Below are 18,918 nucleotides of genomic sequence, written 5' to 3' on the forward strand. Positions count from 1 at the left end.
TGCCTTCCGTGGCCTGCATTGCTTGAACACCAGACATTTCCACACTCAGAAAGATTCCCCATGCTGCGAGTAGCCGTCCCCAACAAAGGTTCCCTGTCCGAAGCCGCCTCCGCGATGCTCTCCGAAGCCGGTTACCGCCAGCGCCGCGATACGCGCGAACTGGTGATGGTGGACCCGGATAACGACATCGAGTTCTTCTTCCTCCGCCCCCGCGACATCGCCGTCTACGTGGGCCAGGGAACGCTCGACGTCGGCATCACCGGACGCGACCTCCTGCTGGACGCCGAGGTGGAGGCTGAGGAGCTGCTCCCGCTGGGATTCGCCGCCTCGACGTTCCGCTTCGCCGGACCGGTGGGCGATTTCGGCAAGGTTGAAGAGCTGGAGGGCAAGCGCCTGGCCACGAGCTATGACGGGCTGCTCCGCGGCTACCTCGCCGAGCGCGGCGTCAACGCCAAAGTGGTCCGCCTGGACGGCGCTGTGGAATCCTCAGTCCGGCTGGGCGTCGCCGACGCAATCGCCGACGTCGTTGAAACCGGCAATACGCTCAAGGCCGCCGGAATGGAGATCTTCGGCGAACCCATCCTCAAGTCCGAGGCCGTCCTGATCCGGCGCACCGGCGCGGGCGGTGCCGCGAACGGCACGGCCAAGGAGATTGACGTGCTGATCCGCCGCCTGCAGGGAGTTCTCGTGGCGCGCCAGTACGTCCTGATGGACTACGACATCCGCAAGGAACTGGTGGAGCAGGCCGCCTCCCTGACGCCCGGCCTGGAATCGCCCACGGTCTCGCCGCTCCGAGATTCGGAGTGGGTTGCCGTCCGCTCCATGGTGCCCAAGCGGGAAACCAACCGGATCATGGATGAGCTGTACGACCTCGGGGCCCGCGCCATCCTGGTCAGCAGCATCCACGCCTGCCGCATCTGATTCCGTCCAGCGGATCCAACGCAGCGCCATCCACCACAGAATTCCCAGGAGTTTTCCATGGCAGTAGCCGTACGCGTCATTCCTTGCCTTGACGTGGACGCCGGGCGCGTCGTCAAAGGCGTTAACTTCGAGGGCCTCCGCGACGCCGGGGACCCGGTGGAACTTGCCCACCGGTACGACAACGCCGGCGCCGACGAGCTGACCTTCCTTGACGTCACGGCCTCGTCAGGCAACCGCGAGACCACCTTCGACGTGGTCCGGCGCACGGCCGAGGAAGTCTTCATCCCGCTCTGCGTCGGCGGCGGCGTGCGCGGTGTGGCAGAGGTGGACAAGCTCCTCCGCTACGGCGCAGACAAGGCCTCCATCAACACCGCAGCCGTGGCCCGGCCCGACGTCATCGACGAGATCACCCGGCACTTCGGGTCCCAGGTCCTCGTCCTGTCGGTCGACGCGCGCCGCACCCGCCCCGGGTCCCAGCCCACGCCGTCGGGATTTGAAGTGACCACCCACGGCGGACGCACCGGCACCGGGATCGACGCCATCGCCTGGGCCAGGGAAGCCGCGGACCGCGGCGTGGGGGAGATCCTGCTCAATTCCATCGACGCCGACGGCACCAAGGACGGGTTCGACCTCGAACTCATCAAACTGGTCCGCGCGGCCGTCAAGGTGCCGATCATCGCCTCCGGCGGGGCAGGGGAGCCGGCACACTTTCCGCCCGCCGTCGCCGCAGGAGCCGATGCCGTCCTGGCCGCATCCATCTTCCACTGGGGCCCGGACGACATGATGTCCCAGGTCAAAAAAGCCATCCGTGAAGCAGGCTTCGAAGTCCGCTGACCGCAGATGGTTGTTAGAGGCCCACTTCGGCAGACTGCAGGAGCGCGACGGCGTCCGGCTGGCCTTCAAAGGTAACCAGGGCGTGGCGGGTGCGGCCGTGGGCGTGCATCAGCAGCTCACCGGGCTCGCCCACGATGGCCACGGAAACAGGGGCGCGCTTGGCCACGTGCCGGGGCCCGGACGGCCGCACCAGCACGATGCCGAGGTCCACCCCGCGGTAAAGGATGGCGGCACGCTTCACCAGCTCATCCCACAGCGCTTCCGAGTAGGCCTCGTCCAACGCCCGGGGCGCCCAGCGGTCCACCGCACGGCGGACATCCTCGGTGTGCACAAAGTACTCAATGAGGTTGGAGCTTTCGTCCAGTGCCTTGATCTTCATGGGGGACAGCGCCGGCGGCCCGGCCCGGAACGTGTTCACAAGTCCCGTGTAGGCCTCGGGCGTGGTCAGCTTTGCCGCCAGCTTGGCAGTTGCCCGGTCCGAAGCCTTGGCCAGGCGTTTGATGATCAGCCCGAGCCCCACAGCGGCTTTGCGCTCACGCAGGTAGAGGTGGGCGGCAAGATCCCTGGTGCGCCAGCCCCTGCAGAGCGTGGGCGCGTCAGGACCGGCCGCAAGGAGGGTTTCGGCCAGGACTTCTCGGGACGGGTCGACGAAATGCATCACTTGGAAAACTAGCACGACAGCGGAGCAGTTGGGCAGCGTGGCCGCCGGTGCTGGCGTGCCGTTGTTCACACACGGTTCCGGGCATGTCAAAGGCACTAGACTTGACCTGATGTCTGAGCAGCCCGCCCCCGTCCCTACCGCCGCTTCCGCCGTGCCCGCAACACCCTTGCCTGGCCCGGTAGGAAGTCCTGCACCTGCAGCCGGTCCGCTTTCATCCGATCTGGCCGCCGCGCTCAAGCGCGACAGCGCAGGGCTGGTGGCCGCCGTCGTCCAGCAGTTCGACACCAACGAGGTGCTGATGCTGGGCTGGATGGATGACGAAGCGCTGCACCGCACCATGACTACCGGGCGCGTCACTTTCTATTCACGCTCACGCCAGGAGTACTGGCGCAAGGGAGACACGTCCGGGCATGTGCAGTGGGTCAAGTCCGTTGCCATGGACTGCGACGGCGACGCCCTGCTGGTGCGCGTGGACCAGGTGGGCGCCGCGTGCCATACGGGCACCCGCACCTGCTTCGACGGCAGGGAGCTGGCCGTCACCACCGGCCAGGCAGTGTGACGTTCTTCTAACACTCCGGTCAGCAGGGGAGCGGCCACCCTGCAAGCACTTCCACCAGGCACCAGCGCAGTCATAGACGTACCAGCGCCACCAGAACCAAAACCGGCCCCGACGAGAACAGGCGGAACAGCATAGCCATGCAGGACCTTGGAACCATCAGCCCAAGCCTCGAGGAGTTCCGGGAACTGGCCGGCCACAGCCGCGTCATCCCCGTCCGGCTCAAAGTACTCGCCGACGCCGAAACGCCGATTGGCCTGTACCGGAAGCTCGCCCAGGGGCAGCCCGGGACGTTCCTGATGGAGTCGGCAGCAGTGGGCGGGGCATGGTCGCGCTACTCATTCATCGGCGCCCGGTCCCGCGCAACCCTGACCACCAAGGACGGCAATGCCCACTGGCTGGGAGAGCCCCCGGTGGGAGTGCCGGTGGGCGGAAGCCCGGTGGACGCCATCCGCGACACCATCGAAGCCCTGCGCACCGACAGGTTCGATGGCCTGCCGCCCTTCACCTCCGGCCTGGTCGGTTTCCTCGGCTGGGAAACGGTGCGGCACTGGGAACGCCTGGTGAGCCCGCCCGAAGATGACCTGCAGCTGCCGGAAATGGCGTTGAACCTCGTTACGGACATGGCCGTCCACGACAACGTGGACGGCACCGTCCTGCTGATCGCCAACGCCATCAACTTCGATGACAGCTCCGAACGGGTGGACGAAGCCTGGCACGACGCCGTGGCCCGGGTTAAGGCGCTGCTCAGCCAAGTCAGCACCCCCGTGGCCCAGCCGGTTTCGGTGCTGGCTCCCGCCGCGCTCGACTTCGCCTCGAGCGTCCAGGAACGCTGGGACGAAGCCGAATACCTGGCAGCACTGGACCGCGGCAAGGAAGCCATCGTTGACGGCGAAGTGTTCCAGGTGGTCATTTCCCGCCGCTTCGAAATGGAGTGCAAGGCTTCCGCCCTGGACGTCTACCGGGTCCTGCGCAACACCAACCCGAGCCCCTACATGTACATCTTCAGCCTCGAGGACGCCGAGGGCCGGGAATACTCGATTGTGGGGTCCTCTCCGGAAGCCCTGGTCACAGTGACCGGCGAAGAGGTCATCACCCACCCCATTGCCGGATCCCGGCCCCGCGGCAAAACGGTGGAAGCGGACAAGGCCCTGGCCGAGGAGCTGCTCGCGGACCAGAAGGAACGCGCCGAACACCTGATGCTGGTGGATCTGTCCCGCAACGACCTCTCCAAGGTGTGCGTCGCCGGAACGGTGGATGTCACGCAGTTCATGGAAGTGGAGCGCTTCAGCCACATCATGCACCTGGTGTCCACCGTGGTGGGCCGGCTCTCGCCGCGGGCCAAAGCCTACGACGTCCTGAAGGCCACCTTCCCGGCAGGCACCCTGTCCGGCGCCCCGAAACCGCGCGCCCTGCGGCTCCTGGACGAACTGGAACCGCACCGCCGGGGCATCTACGGCGGCGTGGTGGGATACCTCGACTTCGCCGGGGACATGGACATGGCGATCGCCATCCGCTCGGCACTGCTGCGCGAAGGCCGGGCGTACGTCCAGGCCGGCGGCGGCATCGTGGCTGATTCCGTGAACCCCACCGAAGCACTCGAAACCGTGAACAAAGCCGCCGCACCGCTTCGTGCAGTCCACACCGCAGGCTCCCTGCAGAACATCTCTGCGGAATCGCTGCCGGGCAGGACGGACTCCTGATGTCCGGTCCCGTTGTCCCGGGCAGGGCCGGGCCCCCAGCCGAGCCGGACGCGGCTTCAAGAAAACGTCCGGCGGCGCCGGCCTGGGCGCGAAAGTCCACGCTGGTGCTGCTGGTCGCCGTCCTGGCGCTGGCGGTGTTCGGCACCACCACGCAGACCTGGATGACTGTCACCCTCGATCCAAACCAGGTGGGCCAGGCCGGTGCCGGCCAAACGGCACTGGAGGTCCAGGGCAGCAAAGCCGCCACCGCCGTCACCGCGCTGGCGCTCGTGGCTCTCGCCGGCGGCCTGGCGGCTGCCATCGCCGGCAGGATCGCCCGGTGGATCATCACGGCCATCATCGTCCTGGCGTCGGCAGGAATTGTGGCCGCTGCGGCCACAGTCCTGGCTGATCCGCTGGCGGCAGCGCAAGGCTCCATCGCAGCCGCTACAGGCATCACGGGCAGCGAGGCGCACGTGGCCGTTACTGCCTTCCCGGTCCTCGCCGTCGTCGCGGGCTGCCTGCTTGCCCTTGCCGCCCTGCTGATCATTCCGGCCGGCCGGCACTGGAAAAACCGGACCAAGTATGACGCGCCCGCTGTTGGCGGCGCCGCCGCCATATCAGGGCCGGTTGACGAAATTGACAGCTGGGACCGCCTCACGCGGGGCGACGATCCCACGTAAACAGTGCACAGCATGTCGCCGTCCAGCCGTGCCGGACTGGCGATACGCGGCAGGCAGCCAAAAAATGGCAGAATGTAAGCAGTATCCACCCTGAGGAGATTTTCCATGAGCAAAGCACCTGCGTCCGTTTCCAAGTCAGGCACCCGCACGGTTGCCCCCGGCGCCATTGACCACAGCCAGGAACTCGGCCATGGCAACAGCCCGGCCGCCTGGACCTGCGTCATCGTGATGCTGGTGGGCGCACTCATCGCGTCAATCGCCTTCGTCATCGCCAGCACCCCCATCTTCATCGCCGGTGCCGGCGTAATGGTCCTCGGCCTGATCCTCGGCTACATCATGCGCAAGGCAGGCTACGGCGTCGAAGGCAGCAAGCTGAAGAACTCCGGCCACTGATGGCAACTGTTCTCGATGACATCAATGCCGGTGTCAGGGAGGATATGGACGCACGGAAACGCCTCGTTTCCCTGGCTGAACTGAAGGACCTGGCCCAGGGCGCAGCACCCGCCCGCGACGCCTGGGCAGCGCTCGGCGGCCCCTCCGCATCACGGGACGAGCTGAAAGTCATCGCGGAAATCAAGCGCCGCAGCCCTTCCAAGGGAGACTTGGCCGCCATTGGCGATCCCGCTTCCCTCGCGCAGCAGTATGCCGACGGCGGTGCCTCCGTCATCAGCGTCCTCACCGAACAGCGCCGCTTCAACGGATCCCTGGCGGACCTGGACGCCGTACGCGCCGCGGTGGACGTTCCCCTGCTGCGCAAGGACTTCACGCTCGACGAGTACCAGATCTGGGAGGCCCGGGCCCACGGCGCCGATCTGATCCTGCTGATCGTTGCGGCTCTCTCCGACGCACAGCTGAGCGAATTCTCGGCGCTGAGCCGCGACCTGGGCATGAACGTGCTGGTGGAAACGCACACCGAAGAGGAAATCGAGCGGGCGGTCGCCGCCCAGGCGCGCATCATCGGAGTGAACGTGCGCAACCTGAAGACGCTCGACGTCGACCGTTCCGTTTTCGCGTCCCTTGCGGGCCTGATTCCGGCCGAGTCCGTCGTGGTGGCCGAATCCGGCGTCCGCGGCGTGGACGACGTGACGCACTACGCCGCCAGCGGCGCCAACGCGATCCTGGTGGGGGAGGCCCTGGTGAGCCACTCCACGCCGCGCGAACGGATCGCGGAGTTCACGGCGGCCGGGGCCGCCGCCATCGCTGCCCGCGGCTGACGCGGCTCCCCTGGACACGGCCACGTGGACGGGGGCGGCTTGCCGCTTTGGCGGGTTTGCTCCGGTCCACCCGCCGGAACCCACATTTACTGAACGATCTACTGGAACAGGACGGGACTGATGGCCGACGCACCCTCAGGCAACGCTGACAACAACGCCGCGGAAGCATTCCTGCAGGGCGGCTCCCTGAAGCACGCCCCCGGGCCGTACTTCGGCAGCTACGGTGGGCGCTGGATGCCCGAGTCCCTTATTGCGGCCCTGGACGAGCTTGGAGAAACGTTCGAGAAGGCCAAGGACGATCCCGAATTCCGGGCCCAGGTCGCGGACCTGAACAAGAACTACTCCGGCCGGCCCTCGCTGTTGACCGAAGCCAAGCGCTTCTCCGAGCACGCCGGGGGAGTCCGCATCTTCCTCAAGCGCGAGGACCTGAACCACACCGGGTCCCACAAGATCAACAACGTCCTGGGCCAGGCTCTGCTCGCCAAGCGCATGGGCAAGACCCGCGTCATCGCCGAAACCGGCGCCGGCCAGCACGGCGTGGCCAGCGCTACCGCGGCTGCACTGATGGGCCTGGAGTGCGTGGTGTACATGGGGGCCGAGGACTGCCGCCGCCAGGCGCTGAACGTGGCCCGGATGGAGCTCCTGGGCGCCACCGTCATCCCGGTGACCAGCGGTTCGCAGACGCTCAAGGACGCCATCAATGACGCGCTGCGCGACTGGGTGGCGAACGTTGACAACACCCACTACCTCCTGGGCACAGCCGCCGGCGCCCACCCGTTCCCGGCGATGGTCCGCTACTTCCACGAAGTGATCGGCGAGGAAGCCCGCGCCCAGATCCTGGACCAGGAAGGCCGGCTGCCGGACGCCGTCTGCGCCTGCATCGGCGGCGGCTCCAACGCCATCGGCATCTTCCACGGCTTCCTGGACGATCCGTCGGTGAAGATCTACGGGTTCGAAGCAGGCGGCGACGGCGTGGAGACAGGCCGCCACGCGGCGACCATCACGCTGGGCAAGCCGGGCGTCCTGCACGGCGCCCGCTCCTACCTCATGCAGGACGACGACGGCCAGACCATCGAGTCCCACTCCATCTCCGCCGGCCTCGACTACCCCGGTGTTGGTCCGGAACACTCCTACCTCTCGGACATCGGCCGCGTCAGCTACGAACCCATTACCGACAGCGAAGCCATGGAAGCCTTCCGCCTTCTCTGCCGCACCGAGGGCATCATCCCCGCCATCGAATCCGCCCACGCCCTCGCCGGGGCCATCAAGGTAGGACAGCGGCTCGCTGCCGATGCTGAGGGCGCCGGCGGGACGGCAAAGGACAAGATCGTGATCGTGAACCTTTCCGGCCGCGGCGACAAGGACGTGGCCACCGCAGCCGAATGGTTTGATCTGCTGGACAAGAATTCCGCCGAATCCGAAATCGGCAAAGAGGGGGAGCAACTGTGAGCACCGCACAGACCACCAGCAAGTCGGCCGCGGCCATTGACAAGGCCCGCGCCGAAGGACGTGCAGCCCTGATCGGCTACCTGCCCGCCGGTTACCCCTCCGTGGAGGAGACCATCGCCGCAGGCATCGCCCTGGCCGAGAACGGCGCCGACCTCATCGAAATCGGTATCCCGTACTCGGACCCCGTGATGGACGGCCAGGTCATCCAGGCCGCCACCACCGAGGCCCTGGCCAACGGCTTCCACGTCCGCCAGGTCTTTGACGTGGTTGCCGGCATCACCAGCAAAACCGACGCTGCCGTCCTGGTGATGACCTACTGGAACCCGGTAGTCCGGATGGGCGTGGACGAGTTCTCCCGGCGCCTGTCCGAGGCGGGCGGCGCCGGCCTCATCACCCCGGACCTCATCCCTGACGAGGCTTCCGAGTGGATGGAAGCCTCGGACAAGTACGGCCTGGACCGGGTGTTCCTGGTGGCGCCGTCCTCCACCACTGAGCGCATGCAGCGCACCGTGAACGCCAGCCGCGGCTTCGTCTACGCCGTATCCATCATGGGCGTCACCGGAGCCCGGACCTCCGTCAGCACTGCAGCCAAGGACGTTGTCGCGGCAGCGCATGCAGCCGGTGCCCAGCGTGTGTGCGTGGGGCTCGGCGTCTCCAACGCTGAACAGGTCCGCGAAATCGCGGCCTATGCGGAAGGGGTGATCGTGGGTACTGCGCTGGTAGCGGCAATCCGCGACGGTGGCGTGGACGCCGTCGCCGCCCTCACGAAGGACCTCAGCACTGGCCTGGCAAGGGAAACCGGCCTGGCCAGGGAAGAAGCCTGATCCATGCAAACGCTCCTTCAGGCGGCGGCCCTTGTGCCGGCCAGCATTCCCAGCCCGGACTGGTCCGGGTTCGATATTCCCCTGCCCTGGGGAACACTGCGCATCCACGCCTACGCCCTGTGCATCCTGGCCGGCATCGTGGTGGGCCTGTGGCTGACGTCGGTCCGCTGGGCCAAGCGCGGCGCACCTGAAGGCAGCGTGTGGGACATCGTGGTGTGGGCCATCCCGTTCGGTATCATCGGCGGCCGCCTCTACCACGTGGTCTCGTCACCGGACGCCTACTTCGGCCCCGGCTTTGACGGCACCGGGGACCTCTCCCTGATCCCGCAGATCCAGCGCGGCGGCCTCGGCATCTGGGGCGCGGTAGTTCTTGGTGCGGTCGGCGCATGGATCGGATGCCGCCGCAGCGGCGTCAAGCTGAGCGCGTTCGTGGACGCCGCCGCACCCGGGCTGCTGCTGGCCCAGGCAGTGGGCCGGTGGGGCAACTGGTTCAACCAGGAACTCTTCGGCGGGCCCACGACGCTGCCGTGGGGCCTGCAGATCGACGCGGACAACCCCAACTTCCCCGCCGGAGTGGCCGCGGACACCCTGTTCCACCCCACGTTCCTCTACGAGTCGCTGTGGAACCTGGCCGGCGTCGCCATTTTGCTCGCCCTGGACCGGAAGTTCAATTTCCGCCGCAGCAGGCTGTTCTGGCTCTACGCCATGTACTACACGCTGGGCCGGGTCTGGATCGAAGCCATGCGCATCGACGATGCCGAGCAGATCTCGCTGTTCGGGCTCACCACCCGGCTGAATGTCTGGACCAGCATCTTCGTGTTCCTGGCCGCGCTCACAGCGTTCATCCTGCTGGGACTGAAGAAGCCGGCGGACGCTGAGAGCCCCTATCTTCCGGGCCGGGAACCCGTGGAAAAGCACGACGGCGGAGCTGCAGCCGGCACCGGTAGTTCAGTCCGTGATACGGACCCCGTTGTCTCAGATAGTGAATCGCGTGATAATCTCCCTGATAACCACAGCGGTTCCAGGCCCGATTCCGCCCCCACGGAAGAGGCCTCGGCAGCACCGGCCGGCTCAAAGCCGGGACAGGATGCAACGGCTGCCGGACATTCCGGCAGTACAGCCACAGGAGCCGCACCGGAGGCCGGCACCAGCACGTAAACCGCCGGCCCGAAGGGCAGCAGAGCCACCGCTCGGAGCTCCCGAAAACCACAGCGTCGTGGCATGGGGCCACTCCGGACAGCATAGAGCTGCTGTCGGATGAAGCCTTGGGCAGGGGCCTGCGTAACCGTTAGTTCAGCAGGCCGGGCTGACCTACAATTTCCAGTAAGTAACACTTTGTTGTGCCCATCACAGCGGCACCGACGAGTGGGGCCAACGGTGTCCCTTCCATACGCGCGATCAGGAGGAAGGACGTCTCCCATGACCCAAACTCTTCACACTCCCAGCTGGTCTGAACCGGACCAGCCGGAGGCTGCCATGTCCCCGTTCAAGCGGTTCGCCGCCATGCCGGAGGCAAGCGGGTTGTACAACCCGGAGCAGGAGAAGGACGCCTGCGGTCTTGCGATTATCGCCACCCTCCGCGGCGAGCCCGGCTACGACATTGTTGACGCTGCCCTCACCGCCCTGCGCAACCTTGAGCACCGCGGTGCCGTGGGCGCAGATGAGGGCACCGGTGATGGCGCAGGCCTCCTCATGCAGATCCCGGATGAATTCTTCCGTGCGGTGACCGAGTTCGAACTTCCCGCTCCCGGCCAGTACGTTGCCGGAACCGCCTTCCTCCCTGCCGAGCAGCGCGAAGCCGACGCCGCGAAGGCCGGCATCGAGGGCCTGGCAGCCGATGAGGGCCTGACGGTCCTCGGCTGGCGCGAGGTGCCGGTTGTCGCCGACCTCGTCGGTGCCATGGCACGGGCCTGCATGCCCTACTTCTCCCAGCCATTCCTGGCATCGGCCACCGGCGAGGAACTGGACCGCAACGAACTGGATTCCCGCGCCTGGCGGATCCGCAAGCGTGCCCAGAACAAGTTCGGGGTGTACTTCCCGTCGCTGTCCTCGCGGACCATCGTCTACAAGGGCATGCTCACCACCGCCCAGTTGGAGCCGTTCTACCCGGACCTCTCGGACAAGCGGTTCAAGACCAAGCTGGCCATCGTCCACTCGCGCTTCTCCACCAACACCTTCCCGTCCTGGCCGCTGGCCCAGCCGTTCCGCACCATCGCCCACAATGGTGAAATCAACACCGTCAAGGGCAACCGGAACTGGATGCGCGCCCGCCAGTCCCAGCTCGCCAACCCGCTGCTGGGCGACTCGCCGGAAGAGCTGTACCCCATCTGCACCCCCGGCGCTTCGGACTCCGCGTCCTTCGACGAGGTAGCGGAACTGCTCTGGCTCTCCGGCCGGCCCATCACGCACTCAATCATGATGATGATTCCCGAGGCCTGGGAAAACCACGCCACCATGGATCCGGCACGGCGCGCGTTCTACGAGTACCACTCCCTGCTCATGGAGCCCTGGGACGGCCCGGCGGCCGTTTCCTTCACGGATGGCAACCTCGTGGGCGCCACCCTGGACCGCAACGGCCTGCGCCCCGGCCGCTTCTGGATCACCGAGGACGGCCTGATCGTCTTCGCCTCCGAGGTGGGCGTGATCGACGTCGAACCCTCCAAGGTGGTCAAGAAGGGCCGCGTATCCCCGGGCAAGATGTTCCTGGTGGACACCGAGTCCGGCCGCATCATCGACGATGAAGAGGTCAAGGCCGAAGTGGCCGCCGCCAACCCGTGGGCGGAGTGGGTCAAGGACAACCTGATCGACCTCAATGACCTTCCCGAGCGCGAGCACGTGGTCCACACGGCCGCGTCCGTGAATATCCGCCAGCGCACCTTCGGCTACACCACCGAGGAACTGAAGATCCTGCTGGGCCCGATGGCCCGCACCGGCGCTGAACCGCTGGGCGCCATGGGCTCGGACACCCCGGTGGCCGTGCTGTCCAAGCGCCCCCGGCTGCTCTTCGACTACTTCGTGCAGTCCTTCGCGCAGGTGACCAACCCGCCGCTGGATGCGATCCGTGAAGAGCTGGTTACGTCGCTGACCTGTGCCATCGGACCCAACGGCAACCTGCTGGACACCAAGCAGGTCCGCCAGCCCCAGGTCCAGCTGCCGTTCCCGGTGATCAACAACGACCAGCTCGCCAAGATCGCCAACATCGAGGACGCCGACGGCAACCGCGTTGCCATGAAGGTCCGCGGGCTGTACCGCCCCGAAGGCGGCGAAAACGCGCTGCGTGCCCGGCTCACGGAAATTTGCGAGCAGGTTTCGGGCGCGATAAACCGCGGCGTCCAGTACATCGTGCTGTCCGACCGTGACTCGAACGCCCAGTGGGCTCCCATCCCGTCGCTGCTGCTGGTCAGCGCCGTGCACCACCACCTGCTGCGCAGCGCCAACCGCACCAAGACCGCCCTGGTGGTTGAGGCCGGTGACGTCCGCGAGACCCACCACGTGGCAGTCCTGATCGGCTACGGCGCATCCGCCGTCAACCCGTACCTGGCCATGGAATCGGTGGAGCAGCTCATTGCTGCCGGCGACGTCACCGGCGTCACCGCGCAGGACGGCGTCTACAACCTCATCAAGGGCCTGGGCAAGGGCGTCCTGAAGATCATGTCCAAGATGGGCATCTCCACCGTGGCGTCCTACACCGGCGCACAGACCTTTGAGGCACTGGGCCTGGGCCAGGAACTGGTGGATGAATTCTTCGCCGGAACCCACTCCCAGCTCGGCGGCGTGGGCCTGGATGTCATCGCGGCCGAAGTGTCCGCCCGCCACCAGATGGCCTACCCCGAGGGCGGCATCGAGCAGCCGCACCGTCCGCTTCTTGGCGGCGGCGAGTACCAGTGGCGCCGCGACGGGGAGCCGCACCTCTTCAACCCGGAGACCGTCTTCCGGCTGCAGCACGCCACGCGTGAACGCCGTTACGACATCTTCAAGGCCTACACCAAGGGCGTGGACGATCAGTCCCAGAACCTGATGACCCTCCGCGGGCTGCTCAAGTTCAAGAATGAGCGTCCCGCTGTTCCGCTCGAGGAAGTGGAGCCGGTCTCCAGCATCGTCAAGCGGTTCTCCACGGGTGCCATGAGCTACGGCTCCATCTCCCAGGAGGCCCACGAGACGCTGGCCATCGCCATGAACCAGCTGGGCGGCAAGTCCAACACCGGCGAGGGCGGTGAAGACGTGGACCGGCTTCTGGACCCGAAGCGCCGCTCTGCCGTCAAGCAGATCGCGTCCGGCCGTTTTGGTGTCACCAGCCTGTACCTCACCAACGCCGACGACATCCAGATCAAGATGGCGCAGGGCGCCAAGCCCGGCGAGGGCGGCCAGCTGATGGCGCAGAAGGTCTACCCGTGGGTGGCCCGCACGCGCCACTCGACCCCCGGCGTCGGGCTGATCTCCCCGCCCCCGCACCACGACATCTACTCGATCGAGGACCTCGCGCAGCTCATCTACGATGCCAAGCGCGCCAACCCTTCGGCCCGGGTGCACGTAAAGCTTGTCTCGGAAGTCGGGATCGGCACCGTGGCGTCCGGCGTGACCAAGGCGAAGGCCGACGTCGTACTTGTCTCCGGACACGACGGCGGCACCGGCGCCTCGCCGCTGAACTCGCTTAAGCACGCCGGTGTCCCGTGGGAGCTCGGCCTGGCCGAGACCCAGCAGACGCTGATGCTCAACGGCCTGCGAGACCGCGTGGTGGTGCAGGTGGACGGCCAGCTCAAGACCGGCCGCGACGTGGTGATCGCAGCGCTGCTCGGCGGCGAGGAGTTCGGCTTCGCCACCGCCCCGCTGGTGGTGGAAGGGTGCATCATGATGCGCGTCTGCCACCTGGATACCTGCCCGGTGGGTGTGGCCACCCAGAACCCCGAGCTGCGCGCACGCTTCAGCGGCAAGCCCGAGTTCGTGGTCAACTTCTTTGAGTTCCTGGCCGAGGAAGTCCGCGAAATCCTGGCAGAGCTCGGCTTCCGCAGCCTGGAGGAGGCCATCGGCCACGCCGAGGTCCTCGACACCCGGGAAGCCGTTAACCACTGGAAGGCCGACGGCCTGGACCTGGATCCGATCCTGCACGGGCTGGAGTTCGACGACGACGCCCCGCTGCGGAACATGACCGGCCAGAACCACGAGCTGGACAAGCACTTCGACCAGCGGCTCATCAGCATGGCCACCGAGGCCCTTACGGACCGCAGCCCGGTCAAGATCTCCGTTGACGTGATCAACACCGACCGCTCCGTGGGCACCATGCTGGGCCACGTGGTCACCAAAACGTTCGGCACGGACATCCTGGCCACGGACACCATCGACGTCACCCTGAGCGGTACCGCCGGCCAGTCCCTGGGCGCCTTCCTGCCCGCAGGCATCACGCTGCGGCTGTTTGGCGACTCGAACGACTACGTCGGCAAGGGCCTCTCCGGCGGGCGCATCATCGTCCGGCCGGACCGCACCAACGTGTTCAAGGCTGAAACCAACGTCATTGCCGGAAACGTGATCGGCTACGGTGCCACGAGCGGCGAGATGTTCCTCCGCGGCCAGGTGGGCGAACGCTTCCTGGTCCGCAACTCGGGTGCCACCGCCGTGGTCGAAGGCATCGGCGACCACGGCTGTGAATACATGACCGGCGGCCAGACGCTGATCATCGGACGCACGGGGCGCAACTTCGGTGCCGGCATGTCCGGCGGTACCGCGTACGTCCTTGACCTGCGGACCACCCGCGTGAACAAGCAGGCACTCGAGTCCGGCGAGCTGCAGCTCCGCGAGCTGGACGCCGAGGACCGCGACATTGTGCACGGCCTCCTGGTCAAGCACATTGAAGAAACAGACTCCCAGCTGGCCGCGCGCCTCCTCGAGAACTTCGATGACACCGCTGCCCGCATTACCAAGGTGCTGCCGCGCGACTACGCGGCCGTGCTGCAAACCCGCCTCGACGCCATCGAAGAGGGCCTTGACCCTGACGGCGAAGAAGTGTGGTCCCGAATCCTGGAGGTAACCGGTGGCTGATCCACGCGGATTTTTGAAAGTACGGCAGCGTGAAACCCAGCCGCGCCGTCCCGTTCCCGTCCGCATTATGGACTGGAAGGAAGTGTATGAGGCACAGGAAAAGGGCACGCTGAAAGCCCAGGCCGGCCGCTGCATGGACTGCGGCATCCCGTTCTGCCACCAGGGCTGCCCGCTGGGCAACCTCATTCCCGAGTGGAACGACCTCATGTGGCGGGACAAGGGCGAGGAAGCCATCGAGCGCCTCCACGCCACGAACAACTTCCCGGAATTCACCGGCCGCCTGTGCCCCGCCCCGTGCGAGGCCTCCTGCGTGCTGGGAATCAATCAGCCTGCAGTCACCATAAAGCAGGTGGAAGTCTCCATCATTGACGAGGCTTGGGACAACGGCTGGGTCAGCCCCCTGCCGCCCGCACGCCTGACCGGAAAGACGGTTGCCGTCGTCGGCTCCGGCCCTGCCGGCCTGGCCGTCGCGCAACAGCTGACCCGCGTGGGCCACACCGTTGCCGTGTACGAGCGCGACGACAAGATCGGCGGGCTGCTGCGGTACGGCATTCCCGATTTCAAGATGGAAAAAGAACAGGTTGACCGCCGCGTCGAACAGATGAAGTCGGAAGGTACCCGCTTCCGCACCGGTGTTAACGTGGGAACGGACGTGACCTGGGAGCAGCTGCGCAGGCGCTACGACGCCGTCGTGGTTTGCACTGGGGCCACCGTTCCGCGCGACCTGCCCATCCCCGGCCGCGACCTGGACGGCGTCCACTTCGCCATGGATTACCTGGTTCCTGCCAACCGTGCTGTGGCGGGGGAGCAGATTGAAAACCAGATCCACGCGCAGGGCAAGCACGTGGTGATCCTGGGCGGCGGCGACACCGGAGCGGACTGCCTGGGCACCGCCCACCGTCATGGGGCCGCCTCGGTGACCACCCTCGCCATCGGCAAGCAGCCCCCGGTGGAGCGTGCCGGCCACCAGCCGTGGCCGACGTTCCCCACCTTGTTTGAGGTTGCCAGCGCGCACGAGGAAGGCGGCGAGCGAACCTATCTTGCCTCCACCGTGGAGTTCGTCGGCGAGAACGGTAAGCTCACCGGCGTCAAGGTGGCCGAGACGGAATTCGTGGACGGCAAGCGCCTGCCCAAGGCCGGCACGGAGCGGATCATCCCCGCGGACCTGGTGTTCCTGTCGCTGGGCTTCACCGGCGCCGAGCCTGCCGGCATCACCGAACAGGTCCACGCGGAGTTCGATGGCCGCGGCAACGTCTCCCGCGACGGCTACTACATGACCAACACGGAGGGCGTTTTCGTGGCGGGCGACGCCGGCCGAGGCCAGTCCCTGATTGTCTGGGCCATCGCCGAAGGACGCGCCGCCGCCGCAGCAGTGGACAAGTACCTGATGGGCAGCACTATCTTGCCCGCACCCGTGGCGCCGACGGACCGTGCCATCGCAGTCCTCTAGACGCTTTGCTCCAGGGCTGACCAAGGGTTCACCTCTTCGACAACTTAACCAATGCAAGAGACCAATAGGGTAGGTATATGAGACGCGCAAAAATTGTGGCTACGTTCGGCCCGGCAATTGCCAGCTATGAAAACACCCTCGCGGTGCTGGAAGCCGGCGTTGACGTCGCCCGGATGAACATGAGCCACGGTGACTACTCGGTGCATGACAACACCTACGAGAACGTCCGGAAGGCCGCTGCCGATCTCGGCAAGGCCGTGGCCATCATGGCTGACCTGCAGGGACCCAAGATCCGCCTGGGCCGCTTCGTTGACGGCCCGCACGCCCTCGCCGTCGGTGACACCTTCACCATCACCACCGAGGACGTCCCCGGCACCAAGGACATCTGCTCCACCACGCTGAAGAGCCTCACCGAGGACGTCAACGTGGGCGACGCGCTGCTGATCGACGACGGCAAGGTGGCGCTGCGTGCCACGGCTGTTGACGACGTCAAGGTGGTCGCCGAAGTAACCGTGGGCGGCATGGTGTCCAACAACAAGGGCATCAACCTTCCCGGTGTGGCCGTCAACGTCCCCGCGCTGAGCGAAAAGGATGAGGACGATCTCCGCTGGGCCATGCGCCGCGGCGTTGACCTGGTGGCCTTGTCCTTCGTGCGTGACGCCTCCGACATCGCCCGGGTCCACGAGATCATGGACGAGGAAGGCCGGCGCGTGCCGGTCATCGCCAAGATCGAAAAGCCGCAGGCCGTGGAGCAGCTGCCCGAGATCATCGACGCGTTCGACGCCATCATGGTGGCCCGTGGCGACCTTGGCGTGGAGCTTCCGCTGGAGGAAGTGCCGATCGTCCAGAAGCGTGCCATTGAACTGGCCCGCCGCTGGGCCAAGCCCGTCATCGTGGCCACCCAGGTGCTGGAATCCATGATCGACAATCCGCGCCCCACCCGTGCAGAGGCCTCCGACTGCGCCAACGCCGTGCTGGACGGTGCGGACGCCGTGATGCTGTCCGGTGAGACCAGTGTGGGCAAGTACCCGATCGAGACGGTCAAGACCATGGCCCGGATCATCGAGTCCACCGAGGTTCACGGCCTGGAGCGCGTTCCCCCGCTGGGGACCAAGCCCAAGACCCGTGGCGGCGCCATCACCCGTGCCGCCGTCGAGATCGCCGACCAGCTGGACGCCAAATACATCTGTGCGTTCACGCAGTCCGGCGATTCCGCCCGCCGCCTGTCCCGCCTGCGTCCCATCAAGCCGGTCTTCGCGTTCACCCCGGTGGAGCAGGTCTGGAACCAGCTGGCGCTCACCTGGGGCATCCAGCCGGTGCTGGTGCAGATGGTGGACCACACCGATGCGATGACCGCCCAGGTGGACCGCAGCCTTATGGAGATGTCCCTTGTTGAGGACGGCGACCTCGTGGTTATCGCTGCCGGTTCCCCTCCCGGAAAGGCCGGTTCGACGAACTCGCTGAAGGTGCACAAGGTGGGCGACCTCGCCGACTCCACCCGCGGGGGAGAGCTCACGAGCAACAAGGAAAAGCTCGGCCCCTGGCCCGAAAGGAAGAAGAAGGCCTAGGCTTTCTGACACGGAAAAGGACCCCCGCCGGTTGGCGGGGGTCCTTTTTGGTTACAGCGCTCTTAGTTGACCTGGTTGATGATGGTCTCGGCGACTTCGCGCATGCTGAGGCGGCGGTCCATGGAGGTCTTCTGGATCCAGCGGAAGGCTTCCGGCTCGGTCAGGCCCATCTTGGTGGTCAGCAGGCTCTTGGCGCGCTCCACGAGTTTGCGGGTGGCGAACTGTTCCTGGAGGTCGGAGACTTCGCTTTCGAGCGCCTTGATCTCCTCGTGCCGGGAGAGTGCGATCTCCAGGGCAGGAATGAGGTCCGCGGGGGTAAAGGGCTTCACCACGTAGGCCATGGCGCCGGCGTCGCGGGCACGCTCCACAAGTTCCTTCTGGCTGAAGGCCGTCAGCAGCACGACGGGGGCGATGCGCGCCTTGACGATCTTCTCGGCAGCAGAGATGCCATCCATCACGGGCATCTTGACGTCCATCAGGACCAGGTCCGGCTTCAGCTCCTCAGCCAGCTGGACTGCCTTCTCGCCGTTGTCCGCTTCGCCGATGACGTCATAGCCCTCGCCGCGCAGGATTTCGATGATGTCGAGGCGGATGAGGGTTTCATCCTCGGCCACAATGACGCGGCGCGCCGGCTGGGACGATGGTTTTGACTCCGTCTGTTCAGTCACGGGATCTCCTTGGAAAGGTACGGCGGGGACATCACTATCTTAGGTGCGCCCGGCCTGTACTTGATCTGCATGGTCGGTTGCGGCGTCGGCGGCGCGATTCTGGAATTCAGCCTATCTGCATGTAGAGTAATTCCGCGTACGTGAAGCGATCGCGTTGCTCACAATCAGCTGTGGGCGTACCCTGTTGCTCCATGTATTCCGCGCCCGAGTGGCGGAATTGGCAGACGCGCCGCACTCAAAATGCGGTATCGAAAGGTGTGTGGGTTCGAGTCCCACCTCGGGCACAGCATATCCCCTCGTCAGAGGGGTTTTTGCTTTAACGTGTTGACATGGCTTGTGATGGCGTCCCTCTGACGCTAGGGGTGCGGGCTTTAG

15 protein-coding genes and 1 tRNA gene are annotated in these 18,918 nt (G+C 66.2%); 14 read left to right on the plus strand and 2 right to left on the minus strand.

Features of this window, described 5'->3' with window-relative positions; genetic code table 11:
• Window positions 1–60 precede the first annotated feature (60 nt).
• Complete coding sequence (gene hisG, locus AC5RVY_RS09365) at window positions 61–921, plus strand: ATP phosphoribosyltransferase (RefSeq protein WP_493954437.1); 861 nt, start codon at window positions 61–63, stop codon at window positions 919–921.
• 57 nt (window positions 922–978) lie between these two features.
• The gene (gene hisF, locus AC5RVY_RS09370) at window positions 979–1,755 is read left to right on the plus strand and encodes an imidazole glycerol phosphate synthase subunit HisF (RefSeq protein WP_493954438.1); all 777 of its coding nucleotides are present in this window, start codon (window positions 979–981) and stop codon (window positions 1,753–1,755) included.
• Between the two features lie 13 nt (window positions 1,756–1,768).
• Here the strand turns inward: hisF and AC5RVY_RS09375 are convergent, their stop codons facing one another.
• The gene (locus AC5RVY_RS09375) at window positions 1,769–2,413 is read right to left on the minus strand and encodes a TIGR03085 family metal-binding protein (protein WP_493954700.1); all 645 of its coding nucleotides are present in this window, start codon (window positions 2,411–2,413) and stop codon (window positions 1,769–1,771) included.
• Between the two features lie 112 nt (window positions 2,414–2,525).
• Here AC5RVY_RS09375 and hisI point away from each other — a divergent pair, with 112 nt between their 5' ends.
• The 11 genes from hisI to pyk all read left to right on the plus strand — a co-directional run bounded on the left by hisI (window position 2,526) and on the right by pyk (window position 17,875).
• Window positions 2,526–2,975, plus strand: coding sequence for a phosphoribosyl-AMP cyclohydrolase (gene hisI / locus AC5RVY_RS09380; RefSeq protein WP_493954439.1), 450 nt, complete (start codon window positions 2,526–2,528; stop codon window positions 2,973–2,975).
• A gap of 137 nt (window positions 2,976–3,112) precedes the next feature.
• Window positions 3,113–4,675, plus strand: coding sequence for an anthranilate synthase component I (locus AC5RVY_RS09385; RefSeq protein WP_493954440.1), 1,563 nt, complete (start codon window positions 3,113–3,115; stop codon window positions 4,673–4,675).
• Entirely contained in the window at window positions 4,675–5,337 is a 663-nt protein-coding gene (locus tag AC5RVY_RS09390; protein ID WP_493954441.1) for a Trp biosynthesis-associated membrane protein, read from the plus strand. Before AC5RVY_RS09385 ends, AC5RVY_RS09390 begins: the two co-directional genes overlap by 1 nt.
• 105 nt (window positions 5,338–5,442) lie before the next feature.
• Window positions 5,443–5,730 carry an HGxxPAAW family protein gene (locus tag AC5RVY_RS09395; protein WP_050055433.1) on the plus strand — a complete coding sequence of 96 codons (288 nt, stop codon included), beginning with the start codon at window positions 5,443–5,445 and terminating at the stop codon, window positions 5,728–5,730.
• A complete protein-coding gene (trpC, locus tag AC5RVY_RS09400; RefSeq protein ID WP_493954442.1) occupies window positions 5,730–6,551 on the plus strand; it encodes an indole-3-glycerol phosphate synthase TrpC in 822 nt (273 codons plus the stop codon). Before AC5RVY_RS09395 ends, trpC begins: the two co-directional genes overlap by 1 nt.
• A gap of 120 nt (window positions 6,552–6,671) precedes the next feature.
• Window positions 6,672–8,000, plus strand: coding sequence for a tryptophan synthase subunit beta (gene trpB, locus AC5RVY_RS09405; RefSeq protein ID WP_493954443.1), 1,329 nt, complete (start codon window positions 6,672–6,674; stop codon window positions 7,998–8,000).
• Complete coding sequence (gene trpA / locus AC5RVY_RS09410; protein ID WP_493954444.1) at window positions 7,997–8,824, plus strand: tryptophan synthase subunit alpha; 828 nt, start codon at window positions 7,997–7,999, stop codon at window positions 8,822–8,824. The genes trpB and trpA overlap by 4 nt, the downstream gene beginning before the upstream one ends.
• Window positions 8,825–8,827: 3 nt before the next feature.
• Entirely contained in the window at window positions 8,828–9,982 is a 1,155-nt protein-coding gene (lgt, locus tag AC5RVY_RS09415; protein WP_493954445.1) for a prolipoprotein diacylglyceryl transferase, read from the plus strand.
• A gap of 261 nt (window positions 9,983–10,243) precedes the next feature.
• A complete protein-coding gene (gene gltB, locus AC5RVY_RS09420; protein ID WP_493954446.1) occupies window positions 10,244–14,857 on the plus strand; it encodes a glutamate synthase large subunit in 4,614 nt (1,537 codons plus the stop codon).
• The gene (locus AC5RVY_RS09425; RefSeq protein WP_493954447.1) at window positions 14,850–16,307 is read left to right on the plus strand and encodes a glutamate synthase subunit beta; all 1,458 of its coding nucleotides are present in this window, start codon (window positions 14,850–14,852) and stop codon (window positions 16,305–16,307) included. Before gltB ends, AC5RVY_RS09425 begins: the two co-directional genes overlap by 8 nt.
• 77 nt (window positions 16,308–16,384) lie before the next feature.
• On the plus strand, window positions 16,385–17,875 hold the full coding sequence (pyk, locus tag AC5RVY_RS09430) for a pyruvate kinase (protein ID WP_493954448.1): 1,491 nt from the start codon (window positions 16,385–16,387) through the stop codon (window positions 17,873–17,875).
• A gap of 62 nt (window positions 17,876–17,937) precedes the next feature.
• On the opposite strand, the gene AC5RVY_RS09435 is transcribed toward pyk, so the two are convergent.
• Complete coding sequence (locus AC5RVY_RS09435; RefSeq protein ID WP_050055425.1) at window positions 17,938–18,543, minus strand: ANTAR domain-containing response regulator; 606 nt, start codon at window positions 18,541–18,543, stop codon at window positions 17,938–17,940.
• Window positions 18,544–18,745: 202 nt separating this feature from the next.
• Between AC5RVY_RS09435 and AC5RVY_RS09440 the strand changes: the two genes are divergently transcribed.
• A tRNA-Leu gene (locus tag AC5RVY_RS09440) sits at window positions 18,746–18,827 on the plus strand.
• Window positions 18,828–18,918: the final 91 nt, after the last annotated feature.

This window comes from Arthrobacter sp. Ha26, assembly GCF_059091705.1.

Coding starts and splice junctions, on each gene's coding strand:
- hisG (WP_493954437.1), top strand. CDS start 61: ATGCTGCGAGTAGCCGTCCCCAACAAAGGTTCCCTGTCCGAAGCCGCC.
- hisF (WP_493954438.1), top strand. CDS start 979: ATGGCAGTAGCCGTACGCGTCATTCCTTGCCTTGACGTGGACGCCGGG.
- AC5RVY_RS09375 (WP_493954700.1), bottom strand. CDS start 2,413: ATGCATTTCGTCGACCCGTCCCGAGAAGTCCTGGCCGAAACCCTCCTT.
- hisI (WP_493954439.1), top strand. CDS start 2,526: ATGTCTGAGCAGCCCGCCCCCGTCCCTACCGCCGCTTCCGCCGTGCCC.
- AC5RVY_RS09385 (WP_493954440.1), top strand. CDS start 3,113: ATGCAGGACCTTGGAACCATCAGCCCAAGCCTCGAGGAGTTCCGGGAA.
- AC5RVY_RS09390 (WP_493954441.1), top strand. CDS start 4,675: ATGTCCGGTCCCGTTGTCCCGGGCAGGGCCGGGCCCCCAGCCGAGCCG.
- AC5RVY_RS09395 (WP_050055433.1), top strand. CDS start 5,443: ATGAGCAAAGCACCTGCGTCCGTTTCCAAGTCAGGCACCCGCACGGTT.
- trpC (WP_493954442.1), top strand. CDS start 5,730: ATGGCAACTGTTCTCGATGACATCAATGCCGGTGTCAGGGAGGATATG.
- trpB (WP_493954443.1), top strand. CDS start 6,672: ATGGCCGACGCACCCTCAGGCAACGCTGACAACAACGCCGCGGAAGCA.
- lgt (WP_493954445.1), top strand. CDS start 8,828: ATGCAAACGCTCCTTCAGGCGGCGGCCCTTGTGCCGGCCAGCATTCCC.
- gltB (WP_493954446.1), top strand. CDS start 10,244: ATGACCCAAACTCTTCACACTCCCAGCTGGTCTGAACCGGACCAGCCG.
- pyk (WP_493954448.1), top strand. CDS start 16,385: ATGAGACGCGCAAAAATTGTGGCTACGTTCGGCCCGGCAATTGCCAGC.